A 17,595-nucleotide genomic window follows, 5' to 3' on the forward strand; every position below is an offset into this window, starting at 1 on the left:
CATCAGGCATCGCCCCTCCGTTTCCTTCGCGCCTCTTCATTCGCGTTTCGTGCGCCCGCTTCGCGTCCGCGGGCGGCGCGCACGACCGGTCTTCCCATACTGCCGACACAGTGCCGACATGGATCGTTTTCATGCGGCGGTCACGATTTCCTAACCCTTGAAAGGAAACGCCATGGACGGTCCGGGATCGATTTCATCGAATACGCACGGCTTGGGCGCGCAGCGCATGGAGGCGGAGGAGCCGGTTGCCGGCCCGTCGACACGGACAGCGCCGCATGCGCGCGATACGCGTCGCACGCCATCGATCCTGGCGCGCATGCCTGGCTCGCCATCGTTGCACCAGCCGCCCGCACTGCGCAGTAGCTCGCAGACGACGAACCCCGGCGCGTTGCGGACGTTCCTGCGGCAGGGCAGACGGGCGGGCGTCGAGTCGTCGTCGGTGGCTGAAGAGATCGAACTGCGGGAGCGCGAAACGCAGAGCGAGACCGTCTCCCAGCAGGATGCGATCACGCCGGTTCAGCCGCAGGCGACCGAATCGGTGCCGTATATCGCGATACAAATCGATCCGCTTGAAACAAGACCGGATCGCGACGCGCCCGCGCCGACCCCGCAGCAAATGGCGGCGGTGGTGAATACGTTACAGCAGGCGAGCCAGGGACGGATAACGGCCGCGGAGGTCGCGAACAGCCTGGTCAATGCGATCGGCGGTTGGGGAACGGCAGCGTCCAGGCAGGCCAGTGCGTTCGGCAACTCGGTTGCGAGCGGCGCGCAGGACGCGTTGAGCGCTGGCTCCCGATTCGCGCGGACGACGTACGCGCAGGCAAGCACGGGATTGAGCACCGTGTACGACCGGACGAGCGCCGGATTGAGCCATGCATACGGGCAGGCGAGCGCCGGACTCGGTCGTGCGAAGGACGCGGCGCTCGAAGAGGGCGGACGAATCGTCACCAACGCCTACGGCGACAATCAGGCCGTGATGGGATGGGTGGCCAATTTCATCAACGCGGCCAGCCACGAGCTCGCCGGAACGGGCGGCGCGACCATCCTGCGCGAACTCGCGGGCGCCTGCACCGAGGCGTTGTTGCAGCACTACGAGGTATCGCCGGAGAGCCGCGCGCTCGGCGTCGCGGTGCTGTACACGGCTGCGGGCGCGGGCAACCTGATGGCGATGATTCACAAGCACCACAAGGGCGTCGCGACGAGCGACACCTACAAGGGCCATGCGATGCAGATGCTGACGCTGCTCGGCACGGTGGTCGCCGCCGGCGCATTGGGCCGCGGCCAGAACGGCAACGGCCAGTTCGGCCTGCTGGCGACGCAGTTGCCGAACGCGGTGAAGTCGTTCGTCTACACCGCGCGCGACCTGTTCAATCTGGAGCTGCCGCTCGAAAGCAACCATGACGACGACTACGAACACCCCGTTCGGGCGCAGGCGCTCAATAACATCCCCTACGTGCCGAACCAGTATCTCGTCAACGACGGTCAGGGTTTTTTCGGGACGTCCGGCGCGGGCTTCGTCGATGCGCTGCGTGACGGGAAGCTGACCCTCCCAGAGGGGATGCGCGAGTTGACCGGATATGTCGGCTCCAACGTTGCCGGCGAAGCTACCGATGCGATCGGTTCGCGGCTCGTCAACGAACTGACGACGCATGGCCTCACGCAGCACGCGTTCCACCAGATCCGCGATCTGCGCATTCGCTGGTCGAAGATCGACACGTCGGAACAGAGCTTCACTTCGCAACTGGCGGACAAGGCAGCGGGCGCCGGCATCGCGCGCGCCAGTCTGTTTCTCAACGTCTATGGATTGAGCGCGGTCGCCACGCATCTGCTGTCGCAGACGTCGCTCGACGATACGGCGAAGAACCATCTCGAGAACGTGCTCGGCGCGCTGCTGGTCGGCGCGGGATGTGTGCAATTCGCGATGAGCACGAGCAGCCAGCCGGCGCAGCCGCACGCAGTGACGCATGCCGCCGAGGCTTGAGGCAAGCTGTCGATGAAGCGGTGAAGAGGCCGGCCGTCGGTAGCCGGCGCAGCGGGCGAAACCGTTCGCCGTGCCCGCCGGTTCAGGACTGTGCCGCGCTGCCGTCGCGTGCGCGCAGATACGCTTCGAACTCGGTCCTCACTTCCGGGTGGCGCAGCGCGAACTCGACCGTCGCCTTCAGATAGCCGAGCTTGCTGCCGCAGTCGAAGCGGGTGCCGCGATACTTGTACGCGAGCACCTGTTCGTCCGCGAGGAGCGCCTGGATCGCGTCCGTCAACTGCAGCTCGCCGCCCGCGCCCGGCTTGAGCGCGCGCAGATGATCGAAGATCCGCGGCTTGAGCACGTAGCGGCCGACGACGCCGAGGTTCGACGGCGCGACGTCGGGCTCGGGCTTCTCGACGATCGCCGACATCTTGATGATCGAGTCTTCCCATTCCTTGCCGTCGACGATCCCGTACGACTTCGTGTCCGTGGGCGGGATCTCCTCGACGCCGATCACCGAGCTGTGATAGTGGTCGAACACGTCGACCATCTGCTTCATTACGGGCGGATTGCCGTCGAGCAGGTCGTCGGCGAGGATCACCGCGAACGGGTTGTCCGCGACGAGCTTCTCCGCGCACAGCACCGCGTGGCCGAGGCCGAGCGCTTCCGGCTGGCGCACGTAGAAGCAGTCGACGTGGCTCGGCTTGATGTTGCGCACGAGATCGAGCAGCTTTTCCTTGCCGCGCGCTTCCAGTTCCGCCTCGACTTCATACGATTTGTCGAAGTGATCCTCGATCGCGCGCTTGCTGCGGCCCGTCACGAAGATCATCTCGGTGATGCCCGCTGCAATCGCTTCTTCCACCGCGTACTGGATCAACGGTTTGTCGACGACGGGCAGCATTTCCTTCGGGCTCGCCTTGGTGGCGGGCAGGAACCGCGTGCCCAGGCCCGCGACCGGGAAAACCGCCTTGGTGACTTTCAACATGATTGAACCCTTGCTCCTCGTATCGATTCGATCGAAACAAATGGTGATTGCAGCATTATAGTGAACGCAAGATTCCTTACGGACTGTTACGCCGGCAGCCGCGCGAGTTGCGCGTGGAGTTTCGCCAACGTGCTCTGAAACTCCGCGAGCCGCTTTTGCTCCTGTTCGACCACCGCGGGCGGCGCCTTCGCGACGAACGCCTCGTTGCCGAGCTTCGCGTTGCACTTGACGATTTCGCCTTCGAGGCGCGCGATCTCCTTCGACAGGCGCTCGCGTTCCGCCGCGACGTCGATCTCGACCTTCAGCACCAGCTTGTTGCCTCCGACGATCGCGATCGGCGCGCCGTGCGCGTCGGCGTCGAGCGCCGCCTCGTCCGGCAGCACGCGCACTTCGGACAGGCGCGCGAGCGCCTGCACGTAAGGCGCGAACGCCTGCAGCTTCGCCGCGTCGCCGGCCGCGAGGAGCGGCACCTTGGTCGCCGGAGACAGGTTCATCTCGCCACGCAGATTACGGCATGCGTCGACCACCGCCTTCAGTTCGGCCGCCCACTGTTCGGCCGCCTCGTCGAGCTTCTTCGGCTCGGCGACCGGATAGGCCTGCACCATCAGCGATGCTTCGCCGTCCGCGTGGCCCGCCGGATAGCGGCCGGCGAGCGGCGCGACCTTCTGCCACAGCGCCTCGGTGATGAACGGAATGATCGGGTGCGCGAGGCGCAGCACCGTTTCCAGCACGCGCAGCAGCGTGCGGCGCGTCGCGCGCTGCTGCTCGGGCGCGCCGTTCTGGATCTGCACCTTCGCGAGCTCCAGATACCAGTCGCAGTATTCGTCCCAGACGAACTTGTAGATCGCGTTCGCGATGTTGTCGAAGCGATAGTCGGCGAAGCCCTTCGCGATGTCCGCTTCGACGCGCTGCATGAGCGACACGATCCAGCGGTCCGCCTGCGAGAAATCGAGATGGCCGCCCGGGCCGCAATCGCCCGCGCCGCAGACTTCCGGCTTGTCGAAGCCGCAGTCGTGGCCTTCGCAGTTCATCAGCACGAAGCGCGTCGCGTTCCACAGCTTGTTGCAGAAGTTGCGGTAGCCTTCGCAGCGCGCGAGATCGAAGTTCACGTTGCGGCCGAGCGTCGCCATCGACGCCATCGTGAAGCGCAGCGCGTCGGTGCCGAACGCGGGGATGCCGTCCGGGAATTCCTTGCGCGTCTTCTTCTCGATCGTCGCCGCCTGCTTCGGATTCATCAGGCCCGTCGTGCGCTTCGCGACGAGCGCGTCGAGGCCGATGCCGTCGACGATGTCGATCGGGTCGAGCGTGTTGCCCTTGCTCTTCGACATCTTCTGGCCTTCGGCGTCGCGCACGAGGCCGTGCACGTAGACCGTCTCGAACGGCACCTTGCCCGTGAAGTGCGTTGTCATCATCACCATCCGGGCGACCCAGAAGAAGATGATGTCGAAGCCGGTGACGAGCACCGACGACGGCAGGAAGTGCTTCAGCTCAGGCGTGTCGTCCGGCCAGCCGAGCGACGAGAACGGCACGAGCGCGGACGAGAACCACGTGTCGAGCACGTCGTCGTCGCGCTTCAATGCGCCTGCGTAGCCCTTCGCGGCGGCCTGCGCGCGCGCGTCTTCCTCGCTGCGCGCGACGAAGATCTCGCCGTTCTCGCCGTACCACGCGGGAATCTGATGGCCCCACCATAGCTGGCGCGAGATGCACCAGTCCTGGATGTTCTCGAGCCATTGGTAGTAGGTGGTCGTCCAGTTCTCCGGCACGAACCTGATCTGGCCGCGGCGCACGACGTCGAGCGACACCTCGGTGATCGACTTGCCCGGATGGAACGTGCCTTCCGGCGCGGGCTTCGTCATCGCGACGAACCACTGGTCGGTCAGCATCGGCTCGATCACGACGCCCGTGCGGTCGCCGCGCGGCACCATCAGCTTGTGCGGCTTCACCGATTCGAGGAAGCCCTGCGCGTCGAGCTCGTCGACGATGGCCTTGCGCGCGTCGAAGCGGTCGAGGCCGCGGTACGCCGCGGGCGCGTTGTCGTTGATCTTCGCGTCGAGCGTGAGGATCTCGATCGGCGCGAGCTGGTGGCGCAGGCCGACCTGATAGTCGTTGAAGTCGTGCGCGGGCGTGACCTTCACGACGCCCGTGCCGAATTCGCGATCGACGTAGTCGTCCGCGATGATCGGAATCTCGCGGTCGCAAAGCGGCAGCTTCACGTGCCGGCCGACGAGGTGCCTGTAGCGCTCGTCTTCCGGATGCACCATCACCGCGACGTCGCCGAGCATCGTCTCGGGGCGCGTCGTCGCGACGCTCAGGTGGCCCGGGCCGTCCGCGAGCGGGTACCGGATGTGCCACAGGTGGCCGTTTTCCTCTTCGCTCGCGACTTCGAGATCGGACACCGCGGTGAGCAGCACGGGGTCCCAGTTCACGAGGCGCTTGCCGCGATAGATGAGCCCCTGTTCATAGAGGCGGACGAACACTTCGCGCACGACTTCCGACATCCTGTCGTTCATCGTGAAGTATTCGCGCGACCAGTCGGGCGACGCGCCGATGCGGCGAACCTGGCCCGTGATCGTCGAGCCGGATTGCTCCTTCCATTCCCATACGCGCTCGACGAATTTCTCGCGGCCGAGATCGTGGCGCGACACGCCCTGCGCATCGAGCTGGCGCTCGACGACGATCTGCGTCGCGATGCCCGCGTGGTCGGTGCCGGGCACCCACAGCGTGTTGTGGCCGAGCATCCGGTGATAGCGCACGAGGCCGTCCATGATCGTCTGATTGAACGCGTGGCCCATGTGCAGCGTGCCCGTCACGTTCGGGGGCGGCAACTGGATCGAGAAGTCGGGCCGGCTCGGGTCGAGCGCGGGGGTCGCGTAGCCGCGCTTTTCCCATTCCGGCCCCCATTGGGATTCGATGGTCTGGGGCTCGAAACTCTTCGCAAGCGTGGTGTCGCTCATGGTAGGAAATTCGCCGAAAGATGGGGTGATTGATGCGGAAACCGTCAATTATAAATGGATGCGCATCCGCCCGGGCGGCGCCGGCCGCGCGCGATTTATAATGTCGGGTCCGCGTCCACCCGCTCGACCGCTTTCTCTCCATGCCCGATCTGCTCGCGAACCTGAACCCCGAACAACTCGCCGCCGTCACGTTGCCGAACGAGCCGGCGCTGATCCTCGCCGGGGCGGGCAGCGGCAAGACCCGCGTGCTCATCACGCGGATCGCGTGGCTGATCCGGCAGGGCTATGCGTCGCCCGCGACGGTGCTCGCCGTCACGTTCACGAATAAGGCCGCGCGCGAGATGATGGCGCGCCTGTCCGCGATGATGCCGATCGACACGCGCGGCATGTGGATCGGCACGTTCCACGGCCTCTGCAACCGGATGCTGCGCGCGCACTACCGCGACGCGGGGCTGCCGCAGACGTTCCAGATCCTCGACACGGCCGACCAGCTCTCCGCGATCAAGCGGCTGATGAAGGCGGCGAACGTCGACGACGAGAAGTACCCGCCGAAGAACGTCCAGTACTTCATCAACAACGCGAAGGAGCAGGGGCTGCGCCCCGACAAGGTCGACGCGACCGACAGCTTCAACCGCAAGTTCGTCGAGCTGTACCAGGCGTACGAGCAGCAGTGCCAGCGCGAGGGCGTCGTCGATTTCCCCGAGCTGCTGCTGCGCTGCCACGAGCTGCTCGCGCACAACCCGCCGCTGCGCGCGCACTACCAGGCGCGCTTCAGGCACATCCTCGTCGACGAGTTCCAGGACACGAACAAGCTGCAGTACGCGTGGCTCAAGCTCCTCGCGGGCGGCCACAACGCGATCTTCGCGGTCGGCGACGACGACCAGTCGATCTATGCGTTTCGCGGCGCGAACGTCGGCAACATGCGCGACTTCGAGAACGAATTCCGCGTGCGCAACCTGATCAAGCTCGAGCAGAACTACCGCTCGCACGGCAACATCCTCGATGCGGCGAACCACCTGATCGCGAACAACGCGCACCGGCTCGGCAAGAACCTGCGCACCGACGCGGGCCACGGCGAGCCCGTGCGCGTCTACGAAGCGGCCACCGACGCGCAGGAGGCGGCGTGGATCGTCGAGGAGATCCGCTCGCTCGTGAATACGGGCCTCGCGCGCAGCGAGGTCGCGGTGCTGTACCGGAGCAACGCGCAGTCGCGCTCGATCGAGCACACGCTGATGACGGCGGGCATTCCGTACCGCGTGTACGGCGGCCTGCGCTTCTTCGAGCGCCAGGAAGTGAAGCACGCGCTCGCGTATCTGCGCCTCATCGACAATCCGAACGACGACACCGCGTTCGCGCGCGTCGTCAACTTCCCGACGCGCGGCATCGGCGCGCGCTCGATCGAGCAGCTCGCCGACGCCGCGCGGCTGTACGACTGCTCGATGGCGGCCGCGATTCCGTACGTGACGGGCAAGGCGGGCTCGAGCCTTTCGTCGTTCGCGAACCTGATCGCGAAGATGCGCGCGGAAACCGCGCAGATGAGCCTGCCCGAGACGGTCGAGCACGTCGTGCGCGCGAGCGGCCTCGCCGATTTCTATCAAGGCGAGCGCGAGGGCCAGGATCGCCTCGAGAACTTGCAGGAACTGGTGAACGCGGCCACCGCGTTCGTCTCCGAGGAAGGCTACGGGCTCGATACGCCCGCCCGCTCGATTCCGCTGCATGCGCGCGCGAGCGCGGCGCCGGAGCTCGCGGCGGGCGGCGCCGATCCGGCCGATGCGGTGCTCGCGCCCGCGAACCTCGCCGATCCCGCGCAGAACCCGGATGCAATGACGCCGCTTGCCGGCTTCCTGTCGCACGCGTCGCTCGAGGCGGGCGACAACCAGGCGCAGGCGGGCCAGGACGCGGTGCAACTGATGACGGTCCACGCGGCGAAGGGGCTCGAGTTCGCCGCGGTGTTCATCACCGGGCTCGAGGAAGGGCTCTTTCCGCACGAGAACAGCGCGCTCGAATCCGACGGCCTCGAGGAAGAGCGCCGGCTGATGTACGTCGCGATCACGCGCGCGAAGGAGCGGCTCTACCTGTCGTTCGCGCAGAGCCGGATGCTGCACGGCCAGACCCGCTACAACATCCGCTCGCGCTTCTTCGACGAGCTGCCGCAGCACGTGCTCAAGTGGCTCACGCCGAAGGTCGAGGCGGGCGCGCGCTGGGGCGGCCGCTCGGACAATGCCGGGTGGGGCCGCGACTGGTTCGCGCGGCCGGGCGGCGGTGGCGGCGGCGCGCGCGCGGGCGTCGTCGACGCGGCGGTGTCCGCGCCGCTGCCCGCGTTCGCGAACCAGCAGCGCGAGGCCGAAAACGGCTTTCGGATCGGCCAGCAGGTATTCCACACGAAGTTCGGCGAAGGCACGGTGACGGCGCTCGAAGGCAGTGGCACCGACGCGAAGGCGCAAGTCAAATTCAAGCGGCACGGCGAGAAATGGCTCGCGCTCGCGGTCGCGAAACTGCAGGCGGTCGAATGAATCAGCAGACGTTTTTCGACCGGCCGCTCGGCATCCTCGCCGCGCTGCCGGAGGAGTTGGGCGACCTTGTCGCCGCGATGCGCGACGGCGGGCCCGTCGACACGATCACGCTCGGCCAGCGCGACTACCACGTCGGCGTTGCGCACGGCGTGCCGTGCGTCGTCACGCTCGCGCGGGTCGGCAAGGTCGCGGCGGCCGCGACGGCGAGCGCGCTCATTCATCGCTTCGACGTGCGCGCGATCGTGTTCACGGGCGTCGCGGGCGGCGTCGCGAGCGAGGTGAGCATCGGCGACGTGGTCGTCGCCGATGCGCTGCTGCAACACGATCTCGATGCGTCGCCGCTCTTTCCGCGCTTCGAGGTGCCGCTGCTCGGGCTCACACGCTTCGCCGCCGACACGGCGCTCGCCGCGCAGTTGAAGGCGGCCTGCGTGCGCTTCGTCGACGACGAGGGCGCGACGCTGAACGCGCGCTTCCGGTTGCACGGCGCGCGCGTGCACGAAGGTCTCATCGTCAGCGGCGACCGCTTCGTGTCGAGCGAGCGCGAGGTGATCGCGCTGCGCGACACGCTGCCGGACGCGCTCGCGGTCGAGATGGAAGGCGCCGCGCTCGCGCAGGTGTGCCACGAGTACGGCGTGCCGTGCGCGATCGTCCGCACGATCTCCGACACCGCCGACGACCACGCGAGCACGTCGTTCACGACGTTCCTCACCGACATCGCCGGCGCCTATTCGTCGGGCATCCTGAAGCGGTTTCTGGCCGCGCACGCGAAGGCGAACGCGGCCTGATCCGAAGCATGGCGTTCGGCGCGGCCGGCGCGCGTTCGCGCGTCGCGCGTCGGCTGCTTCGGTCTTGTCGATCCCTCAGGCGCCTTGCCTGCCGAGCTTCTTCCTGCCCTCGACGTTCGGCAGGAACACCGTCAGCACGCCGATCAGCGGCAGGAACGAGCAGACCTTGTAGACGAACGCGATGCTCGTCGCGTCGGCGAGCTGGCCGAGCACAGCCGCGCCGACGCCGCCGAGGCCGAACGACAGCCCGAAAAAGAGCCCGGCGACCGTGCCGACCTTGCCCGGAATCAGCTCCTGCCCGTAGACGATGATCGCCGCGAACGCGGACGCGAGCACGACGCCGATCACGATGGTCAGCACCGTGGTCCAGAACAGGTTCGCATACGGCAGCAGCAGCGTGAACGGCGCGACGCCGAGGATCGACGCCCAGATCACGTACTTGCGCCCGATCCGGTCGCCGACCGGCCCGCCGATGATCGTGCCCGCCGCGACGGCCGCGAGGAACACGAACAGATGGATCTGCGCGGCCTGCACCGACAGGTGGAACTTGTCGATCAGATAAAACGTGAAATAGCTGTTGATGCTGGCGAGATAGAAGTACTTCGAGAACACGAGCAGCACGAGCACGCCGAGCGCGAGCCCGACCTGGCGGCGCGACAGCGTCGGATGCGCGGCGTGCGCGGTCTTCTTCTTCGCGGCCGGATGACGCTGATACCAGCGGCCGATCTGCACGAGCACGAAGATCGCGACGAGCGCCGCGACCGAGAACCACGCGATGCTGCGCTGGCCGTGCGGGATCACGATCAGCGCGGCGAGCAGCGGCCCGAGCGACGAGCCGGCGTTGCCGCCGACCTGGAACAGCGACTGCGCGAGCCCGTGCTGGCCGCCCGACGCCATTCGCGCGACGCGCGACGATTCGGGGTGAAACACCGACGAGCCGCAGCCGACGAGGGCCGCCGCGGCGAGCAGGAACGGGAACGTCGGCGCGAACGACATCAGCAGCAGGCCCGCGAGCGTGAAGCCCATGCCGACGGGCAGCGAGAACGGCTGCGGACGCTTGTCCGTATACAGGCCGATCACGGGCTGCAGCAGCGACGCGGTGATCTGGTACGTGAGCGTGATGAGGCCGATCTGCGCGAACGACAGCACGAATTCCGCTTTCAGCATCGGGTAGATCGCGAGGATCAGCGACTGGATCATGTCGTTGAGCAGATGCGAGAAGCTGATCGCGCCGAGCACCGGGTAGACGGTGCGCGAGACGGCGGCGGCCGGCGCGGGCGATGCGGCGGGACGGGCAACGGGCGGGCGGTTGTCGAGGCTGGTTTCCATACGGATGCGAGTGTCTCGGAAGGGGCGCGGCGTGCCCGTAAGGGCGCGGCACGTGTTTTTCTTTGATGGGTCAACGAAGTGTAATGTGTCACTTCGGCAATGTCCGGCCAACTTTTGTTGCAAATCGGACAACCCCGCGCGCGACCGTTGCGCGCGTTCGCACGCCGGCCGCGTGTTTAGCGTTTGCGCGGCCGGCGGCCGGGCGTTGCGTCCGGAACGACGGGTAATACCCCACTCAAGAAAAAAAAGCGCCTGCCGTAGATGCTGTCGAGACGTATCGCGCGAGCGCCGACGGTCAAGCCGAAACCGCCTTTTCGGCCGCAGCATCAGAACGGGAATCCATCGATGAAAGGAGTATCGCTGCCCGGCAAGCACTTCCTGGCCGACGACGCGACGGGGAACCCCGGGCGCCCGCCCGAGCCCGGCAAGCCCCACCGCCCGCGCCGCGCATGGTCGGTGAAGACGACGCTGCGCGCCGCGTTCGCGATGCTGCTCGTCGGCACGCTGGCCGTCGGCCTGTTTTCGCTTGCGCAGATCAGCCGGCTCAACAGCTCGATCAAGTCCGTGTACGAGCAGGGGCACGTTGCGAGCCGCGCGGCCGAGGAGGTGCGCGCGTCGGTGCTGCGCGCGAGCCGCGCGCAGAAGATGCTGATCACCGCGACGACGGCGAAGGAGCGCGACGATCTCGGCGCGGACATCGACACGGGGCTCGCGGTGATCGGCGCCGAGCTCGCGACGCTGCAGCGCCACGCGGACGGCGCGGCCGACGGCGCTGCGCGCCTGAAGGCGTTCGGCGCGGCCGTGGCCGCGTGGAGCGCGCATCTGCGCGACTTCGTGAAGCTCGTGCGCGAGCAGCCGCTCGACCTGTCGCAGATGAGCTGGCAGGTCGGCTCGCAGGACGTGTCGCTGCTCGTCGAGACGGGCAAGCTCGAGAAGCTCGTCGACGGGCTCGTCGACGCGCGCGGCGATGCGTCGAAGGCGACGCTCGATGCGTCCGGCGCGATATTCCGCGAATCGTTCGCGATGCTCGCCGCGATGACGGCGGCGCTCGTCGTGCTCGCGTTCGCGATCGCCGCGTGGGTCGTGCGGCGGCTCGGCGCGCAACTGGGCGGCGAGCCCGCGTATGCGAAGGACATCGCGGTCAGCATCGCGCGCGGCGATCTGTCGAACGCGATCCGGCTCGACGCGCGCGACCACGACAGCATGCTGCATGCGCTGCGCGACATGCAGGAGGGCCTGGCCGGCACCGTGCGCGAGATTTCCGCGAGCGCCGAGGCGATCGCGTCCGCGGCGGGCGAGATCGCGATGGGCAATCTCGATCTGTCGCAACGCACCGAGCAGCAGGCGGTCGCGCTCGAGCGCACCGCGTCGAGCATGGGGCAACTGACGTCGACTGTCCACCAGAACGCGGAGAACGCGCGGCAGGCGAGCGCGCTCGCGGCGAACGCGTCGTCGGTCGCCGAGGCGGGCGGCACGGTGGTCGGCCGCGTGGTTGCGACGATGAACGAGATCGACGAGAGCGCGAAGAGCATCCGCGACATCATCGGCGTGATCGAGAGCATCGCGTTCCAGACCAACATCCTCGCGCTGAACGCGGCCGTCGAGGCGGCTCGCGCGGGCGAGGAAGGGCGCGGATTCTCGGTCGTCGCGAGCGAGGTGCGCTCGCTCGCGCAACGCTCGGCGACAGCCGCCAGGGAGATCAAGGGGCTGATCGGCGCATCGGTCGAGCGGGTCGCGAACGGCGCGGTGCTTGCGCAGGACGCCGGGCGCACGATGGACGACGTCGTGCGCGCGGTGAAGCGCGTGACCGACATCATGGGCGAGATCTCGGCTGCGTCGAACGAGCAGAGCTCGGGCATCGACGCGATCGGGCGCGCGGTCACGCAGATGGACGCCGGCACGCAGCAGAACGCGGCGCTCGTCGAGGAGGCGGCCGCCGCCGCGCGCTCGCTCGACGAGCAGGCGCAGATGCTCAAGGCGATGGTCGGGCGCTTCCACTTGCCCGCGCGCGCGGTGGGCGCGGTGGATTGAGCGCACGCGATCCGGATTGCGCCGCCCGCGGTTCGGCGCGCCCGCGCCCGCATCCGCGTCGCGAGCTACGATTTGCGCTTGCCGCCGTCGGGCTCGACGATCACCGTGCAGGTCGTGCCCGCCGACAGCACGAGTTCCTTCGGCACCTCGTCGATATGGATGCGCACCGGCACGCGCTGCGCGAGCCGCACCCAGTTGAACGTCGGGTTCACGTCGGCGACGAGGTCGCGGCTCTGCGGATTGTCGCGGTCGTAGATGCCGCGCGAGATGCTCTCGACATGGCCTTTCAGCACGCCGCCGCTCATCAGCCGCATCTCGGCCTTCGCGCCGATCTTCACGCGCGGCAGCTTCGTTTCCTCGAAATAGCCGTAGACCCAGAACGAATGGCTGTCGACGATCGCGAGCTTCGCCTGGCCGGCACTCGCGTAGTCGCCCTTGAAGACCTGCAGGTTCGTCACGTAGCCGTCGACGGGCGCGACCACGCGCGTGCGCTCGAGATTGAGCCGCGCGGCGTCGAGCGCGGCGAGCGCCTGCTGGTACTGCGCCTCGGCGCTCGACGCGGTCTGCGCCGAATTCTCGCGGCTTTCCTTCGACACGACGAGCGCGTCGAGATCCGCGCGGCGCGCGGCGTCGGCGCGGCGCATCTGCAGCTCCGCGCGGCGGGCGGCGACGGCCGCCTGCGCTTGCTCGACCGCGATCTGGTAATGCGACGGATCGATCTGCAGCACGAGATCGCCTTTCTTCACCAACTGGTTGTCGCGCACCGGCAAGTCGACCACCGCGCCCGATACGTCCGGCGCGACGTTGACGATCTCCGCGCGCACGCGGCCGTCGCGGGTCCAGGGCTCGTCCATGTAGTGGACCCACAGCGTGCGCCCGATCAGGATCGCGACGATCAGGATGGCGGCTGTCGCGACGAAGCCGAAAAGTTTTCGCAAGAGCATGGTTCGATTCATATCAACGGTAGACGGCGAGGCTCAGCCCGCCGCAAATGCACACGAGAAGGCTTGCCCGGAACAGCGACGGGTGCCAGACGACGCGATAGAGGCCCGTGTACGCGAGCAGGCGGTCGATCAGCCAGGTCGCGAACGCGCCGATGACGAACATCAGCACGACGGTCGGCACGTATGCGTCGAGAATCGCGAGGTCGCGCGGCATCATGATGAAACTCCTTGTCGGTCGGGCGGCACGCGCGCGCCGTTCAGCGCGGCGAGCGGAGATTCCGGATCGAGCAGCGCGGTGCGCACGAAATGCAGGTGCGACAGGATCCGCTGCATCTGGTGGCGCTCCTCGCGCGGCGGCGCGAACGTGACGAGCGCCTGCTGCGTCGCCGCGATCGCGTCGACCGCGGCGGCGAGCGCCGCGTGAAAGCGCGCGGGCGCCGGCTTGCCGAACAGCGCGGCGAGCGCGTCGCGCGCCGCTTCGATCTTGCGCCGCCACGGCATCGTCGCCGCATAGCGCGGATCGCGCGGCAGCGCCGCGAGCTCGTCGCGCAGATCGATCACCGCGTTGCCGGTCTCGAGCACGGCAAACATCCAGCGCAGCGCGTCGCGTTGCGCGTCGGGCTGGTCGGCGGACAGGCCATGCGCCTGGAACATCAGATCGCGCGCGCCGCTCTCGAAGCGCGTGCGCAGCCCCGGCAGCCTCGCGTGGCACGCGGCGACCGCCTGATGGCGCAGGTCGGCGAACAGGCGCTTCTTGAGCCAAGGCGCGCTCGGCGGGAACAGCACGGCGAACGCGATCGTCGACACGATCATCGACAGCACGAGCGCGAGCGCGTCGTTCATGAAGCCGATCGGGTCGTAATGCGTGAGGTTCTCCGGGCCGGCGAGCGTGCAGAAGAAGATCAGGTAGCCCGCGCCGCAGCCCGCGTACTTCGGCTTCAGCGACATCAACACGCCGGGCGCGAGGAACGGCGCGAGCGCCGCGCACAGCAGCGCGAAGCCGTCGATATGCGGATAGACGCCGAACATCAGCACGAAGCCCGTGACGACCGCGAACGCGGTGCCGAGCGCCATCTGCGCGGCCATCCTGGTCGGCTGCGGCGACGACGACGCGAGCGCGCACACGGCCGCCGCGTTCAGCACGAGCATCACGCCGCTCGGCCATGCGCTGTAGATCCAGAACACGCTCAGCAGCAGCATCACGCTCGCGGTGCGGATGCCCGCGATCAGCGCGGCCGTCGCGTTCGTGCGCGGCTCGTAGCGCTCGATCCAGTGTTCGCGCTCGTGCGTGCTCGCGGCGAGCGACGCGTAGGTCGCCGCGTACGCATGCAGATCGGTGATGAAGCGGTACAGCAGCTCGGAGGCGGTGTCGAAGTCGAGGAGCGGGAAGTCCGGCTGCGTCTCGTGCCCGGCGCGCGTCGCGCGGATCCGGCGCGGCAGCGCGTCGCGATACGCGAGCAACTGCTCGGCCGCGCGCGCCGCGTCGGCGGACGTGCGCACGTGCTCGCCGTCGTTCGACAACAGCGGCGCGATCTCGCGGAAATACGGTTCGAGCGCGTCCACGGCCTGCGCGCTTGTCGCGTGCAGCCGGTTCATCAACTGGTGCAGCGCGTGAAAGCGGCTCGACGCGGTCATGAACTCGCTGTTCAGCCGCGACAGCCGGCCGCTGCGCATCCGCGTGTCCGGGTTCTCGAACACGGCCATGCTGCGCGCGGCCTCGAAGCCGACGACGTCCGCGACGAAGCGCGTGTGCACGCTCTCGATCTTCGAGCGGTCGAGCGCGCCCGCGAGCGCGTCCGCGACGTAATCGACGAACGCGCCGAAGCGCCGGCGCACGGTCGTGCGCATCTGCTCGCCCGTGTATTGCGGGAAGATCAACGCGCTCACGACGCCCGCCGACAGGATGCCGACCGAGATCTCGGAGACGCGCGTCATCGCGGTCATGAACGCGTCGTTCGGCGCCTGCGACGCGGGCAGTCCGATCAGCGCAGCCGTGTAGCCGGCGAGCAGGAAGCCGTAGCTGCGGAAGTTGCGGTTGCGCGCGGCGCCCGCCGTGCATGCGGCCACCCACAGCGCGACTGCGAGCAGGAACAGCACCGGCTGCTGCGGGAACAGGCCGACGAGCGCGAGCGTCGCGGTCAGGCCGACGAACGTGCCGATGAGCCGGTAGAAGCTCTTCGCGAACACCGCGCCGCTTTGCGGCTGCATCACGATGAAGACGGTCGTCATCGCGGTCTTCGGCGCGGGCAGGTCGAGCACCATCGATACGCCGAGCGCGAGGAACGCGGCGGCGAGCGCCTTCGCGAGATAGAGCCACGCGGCGCCGTCGGTGCGCGCCCAGTCGCTCATCGACGCGACGAATGCGGCGCCGGCCGACTGCGGCGGCGGCGCGGAAGCGGGGGAGGCGGCGGACATGATCGGCTCCTCGGTTAGCGGACGGCGCTCGCCGATGCGGACGGAGCACCCGAAGCACCCGAAGCGCCCGCACGCCGCGCATCGCCCGCAGGCGCGTCATGCGGCGCGTCGCCCGCGGTTTCGAGCCCGCCGCCGAGCGCGACCATCAGCGACGCATGCGCGGCGAGACGCGCGGCCTCGACGCGCGTCTGGCTCTCCTGCGCGCTCAGCAACTGGCTCTGCGCGATGAGCACGTTCACGTAGTCGGTGAGCCCGCGGCTGAAGCCCGTGTGCGACAGATCATACGAGCGCCGCGTGAGCGAGACCGCGCGCGCCGCGTCCTTCTGCTGCGAGTCGAGCGAGTGCAGGCGCACGACGTTGTCGGCGATGTCCTTGAGCGCGCCGACGATCGTCTGGTTGTAGTGCTCGACCGCCTCGTCGTAGCCCGCCGACGCGACGCCCAGTTGCGCGCGCAGCCGGCCGCCCTCGAAGATCGGCAGCGTGAGCGCGGGGCCCGCCGACCAGCCGCCGTTCATCGCGCGCAGGAACGTCGCGAACGGCGCGCTGACCGCGAAGCCGCCGAGCGACGCGATCAGGTCGACGTTCGGATAGAACGCGGCCTTCGCGACGTCGATGCCGCGCGTCTGCGCGTCGACCGTCCAGCGCGCGGCGACGATGTCCGGCCGGCGGCCGATCAGCTCGGCGGGCAGCGCGGACGGCAGGCCGGCGTTCGCGTCGAGCGCGAGCTTCGGCCGCGCGAGCGACGCGCCCGCGCCCGGCCCCTTGCCGGCGAGCGCGGCGAGCTGATGCCGGCCGAGCTGGATCGCCTCTTCGTACGAATCGATCTGCCGCGAATAATCGGGCAGAGGCGCCTCGGCCTGGCTGACTTCGAGCTGCGTGCCGATGCCCGCGCGCAAGCGCTTGCGCGCGAGTTCGGCGAGCTCGTTCTGGCGGTCGTAGGTCGCGTGCGCGATGTCGAGGAGCGCGTAATTCTTCGCGAAATCGATGTATGCGCGCACGACGTTCGCCTCGAGCTCGAGCTGCGCGGCGCGCGCGTCGGCCGCGCGGGCGCGCGCCGCGTCGAGCGCGCGCTCGGCGTTGTTCTTGTCCTTGCCCCACAGGTCGAGGTGGTACGACAGGCTCAGCGTGCCCGTGTTGTTCCAGGTGTCGGCGTTGGCGAGCGGGCCCGGGCCGTAGTAGACGTTGTCCGGCCAGTGCTGGCGCATCAGCGACAGGTTGCCGTTCACCTGCGGCAGCTCCTCGGCGTGCGCGATGCGCGCGAGCGATTGCGCCTCGCGCACGCGGGCCTGCGCGGCGGCAAGCGACGGGTTGCCGGCGAGCGACGCGGCGATCCACGCATCGAGCTGCGGATCGCGATACGCGCGCCACCAGTCGGCCGCGGGCCAGCCCGCGTCGCGGTCGGCCGCCGCGATCGCCGCGCCCGCGTCGAGCGACGCCGGATCGATCTGCTTGGCTTGCGGTGCAACATCGCCCATGCTTGCGCATCCGGCCATTATTGATGAGATTGCAAGAACCGCGAGTGCAAACGTCCCTCTTGTTGCCGGAGACTGCACGATTTTCTCCCTTTCGGATAAAGATGAGTCGAATGCGATTATATTTTTTTGCGAATTGCCAAATAAACCGACAATGGTGCAACGCATTCTTACGGGAATTGAGATAATATTGTTGGATATTTG

The 17,595-nt window shown here is 68.1% G+C and carries 11 protein-coding genes; 4 read left to right on the forward strand and 7 right to left on the reverse strand.

From position 1 onward, the window contains the following. Positions 1-211: 211 nt before the first annotated feature. Positions 212-1,981, forward strand: a complete 1,770-nt coding sequence (locus tag WS92_RS18270) for a hypothetical protein (RefSeq protein ID WP_242425361.1) — start codon at positions 212-214, stop codon at positions 1,979-1,981. 82 nt (positions 1,982-2,063) lie between these two features. Here the strand turns inward: WS92_RS18270 and galU are convergent, their stop codons facing one another. Both galU and WS92_RS18280 read right to left on the reverse strand, forming a co-directional pair. After that, positions 2,064-2,948 (reverse strand): UTP--glucose-1-phosphate uridylyltransferase GalU, encoded by an 885-nt coding sequence (gene galU, locus WS92_RS18275; protein ID WP_006026480.1) that lies wholly within the window; start codon positions 2,946-2,948, stop codon positions 2,064-2,066. A gap of 86 nt (positions 2,949-3,034) precedes the next feature. Next, on the reverse strand, positions 3,035-5,902 hold the full coding sequence (locus WS92_RS18280; RefSeq protein WP_059929727.1) for a valine--tRNA ligase: 2,868 nt from the start codon (positions 5,900-5,902) through the stop codon (positions 3,035-3,037). Positions 5,903-6,042: 140 nt separating this feature from the next. Between WS92_RS18280 and WS92_RS18285 the strand changes: the two genes are divergently transcribed. Beyond that, positions 6,043-8,415 (forward strand): UvrD-helicase domain-containing protein, encoded by a 2,373-nt coding sequence (locus tag WS92_RS18285; protein WP_059929724.1) that lies wholly within the window; start codon positions 6,043-6,045, stop codon positions 8,413-8,415. After that, positions 8,412-9,200, forward strand: coding sequence for a 5'-methylthioadenosine/adenosylhomocysteine nucleosidase (locus tag WS92_RS18290; protein WP_059929722.1), 789 nt, complete (start codon positions 8,412-8,414; stop codon positions 9,198-9,200). Before WS92_RS18285 ends, WS92_RS18290 begins: the two co-directional genes overlap by 4 nt. 75 nt (positions 9,201-9,275) lie before the next feature. Here the strand turns inward: WS92_RS18290 and WS92_RS18295 are convergent, their stop codons facing one another. Next, on the reverse strand, positions 9,276-10,529 hold the full coding sequence (locus WS92_RS18295; protein ID WP_059929720.1) for an MFS transporter: 1,254 nt from the start codon (positions 10,527-10,529) through the stop codon (positions 9,276-9,278). Between the two features lie 345 nt (positions 10,530-10,874). Between WS92_RS18295 and WS92_RS18300 the strand changes: the two genes are divergently transcribed. Then, a complete protein-coding gene (locus WS92_RS18300; RefSeq protein ID WP_059929718.1) occupies positions 10,875-12,560 on the forward strand; it encodes a methyl-accepting chemotaxis protein in 1,686 nt (561 codons plus the stop codon). Positions 12,561-12,625: 65 nt separating this feature from the next. Here the strand turns inward: WS92_RS18300 and WS92_RS18305 are convergent, their stop codons facing one another. The 4 genes from WS92_RS18305 to WS92_RS18320 are packed head-to-tail and all read right to left on the reverse strand — an operon-like array spanning position 12,626 to position 17,412. Then, on the reverse strand, positions 12,626-13,504 hold the full coding sequence (locus WS92_RS18305) for an efflux RND transporter periplasmic adaptor subunit (RefSeq protein WP_009912687.1): 879 nt from the start codon (positions 13,502-13,504) through the stop codon (positions 12,626-12,628). 13 nt (positions 13,505-13,517) lie between these two features. After that, a complete protein-coding gene (locus WS92_RS18310) occupies positions 13,518-13,721 on the reverse strand; it encodes a DUF1656 domain-containing protein (protein ID WP_004191885.1) in 204 nt (67 codons plus the stop codon). Next, the gene (locus WS92_RS18315; RefSeq protein ID WP_059929716.1) at positions 13,718-15,919 is read right to left on the reverse strand and encodes an FUSC family protein; all 2,202 of its coding nucleotides are present in this window, start codon (positions 15,917-15,919) and stop codon (positions 13,718-13,720) included. Before WS92_RS18315 ends, WS92_RS18310 begins: the two co-directional genes overlap by 4 nt. A 14-nt stretch (positions 15,920-15,933) precedes the next feature. Beyond that, positions 15,934-17,412, reverse strand: coding sequence for an efflux transporter outer membrane subunit (locus WS92_RS18320; RefSeq protein ID WP_082761076.1), 1,479 nt, complete (start codon positions 17,410-17,412; stop codon positions 15,934-15,936). Positions 17,413-17,595 lie beyond the last annotated feature (183 nt).

Source organism: Burkholderia sp. MSMB1588 (assembly GCF_001546925.1).
Taxonomy (GTDB): domain Bacteria; phylum Pseudomonadota; class Gammaproteobacteria; order Burkholderiales; family Burkholderiaceae; genus Burkholderia; species Burkholderia humptydooensis.

What these genes read in the sequence shown, in the direction of transcription:
- WS92_RS18315 (WP_059929716.1), bottom strand. Translation starts at nt 15,919, where the DNA reads ATGTCCGCCGCCTCCCCCGCTTCCGCGCCGCCGCCGCAGTCGGCCGGC.
- WS92_RS18280 (WP_059929727.1), bottom strand. Translation starts at nt 5,902, where the DNA reads ATGAGCGACACCACGCTTGCGAAGAGTTTCGAGCCCCAGACCATCGAA.
- WS92_RS18295 (WP_059929720.1), bottom strand. Translation starts at nt 10,529, where the DNA reads ATGGAAACCAGCCTCGACAACCGCCCGCCCGTTGCCCGTCCCGCCGCA.
- WS92_RS18310 (WP_004191885.1), bottom strand. Translation starts at nt 13,721, where the DNA reads ATGATGCCGCGCGACCTCGCGATTCTCGACGCATACGTGCCGACCGTC.
- WS92_RS18320 (WP_082761076.1), bottom strand. Translation starts at nt 17,412, where the DNA reads ATGGCCGGATGCGCAAGCATGGGCGATGTTGCACCGCAAGCCAAGCAG.
- galU (WP_006026480.1), bottom strand. Translation starts at nt 2,948, where the DNA reads ATGTTGAAAGTCACCAAGGCGGTTTTCCCGGTCGCGGGCCTGGGCACG.
- WS92_RS18285 (WP_059929724.1), top strand. Translation starts at nt 6,043, where the DNA reads ATGCCCGATCTGCTCGCGAACCTGAACCCCGAACAACTCGCCGCCGTC.
- WS92_RS18290 (WP_059929722.1), top strand. Translation starts at nt 8,412, where the DNA reads ATGAATCAGCAGACGTTTTTCGACCGGCCGCTCGGCATCCTCGCCGCG.
- WS92_RS18300 (WP_059929718.1), top strand. Translation starts at nt 10,875, where the DNA reads ATGAAAGGAGTATCGCTGCCCGGCAAGCACTTCCTGGCCGACGACGCG.
- WS92_RS18305 (WP_009912687.1), bottom strand. Translation starts at nt 13,504, where the DNA reads ATGCTCTTGCGAAAACTTTTCGGCTTCGTCGCGACAGCCGCCATCCTG.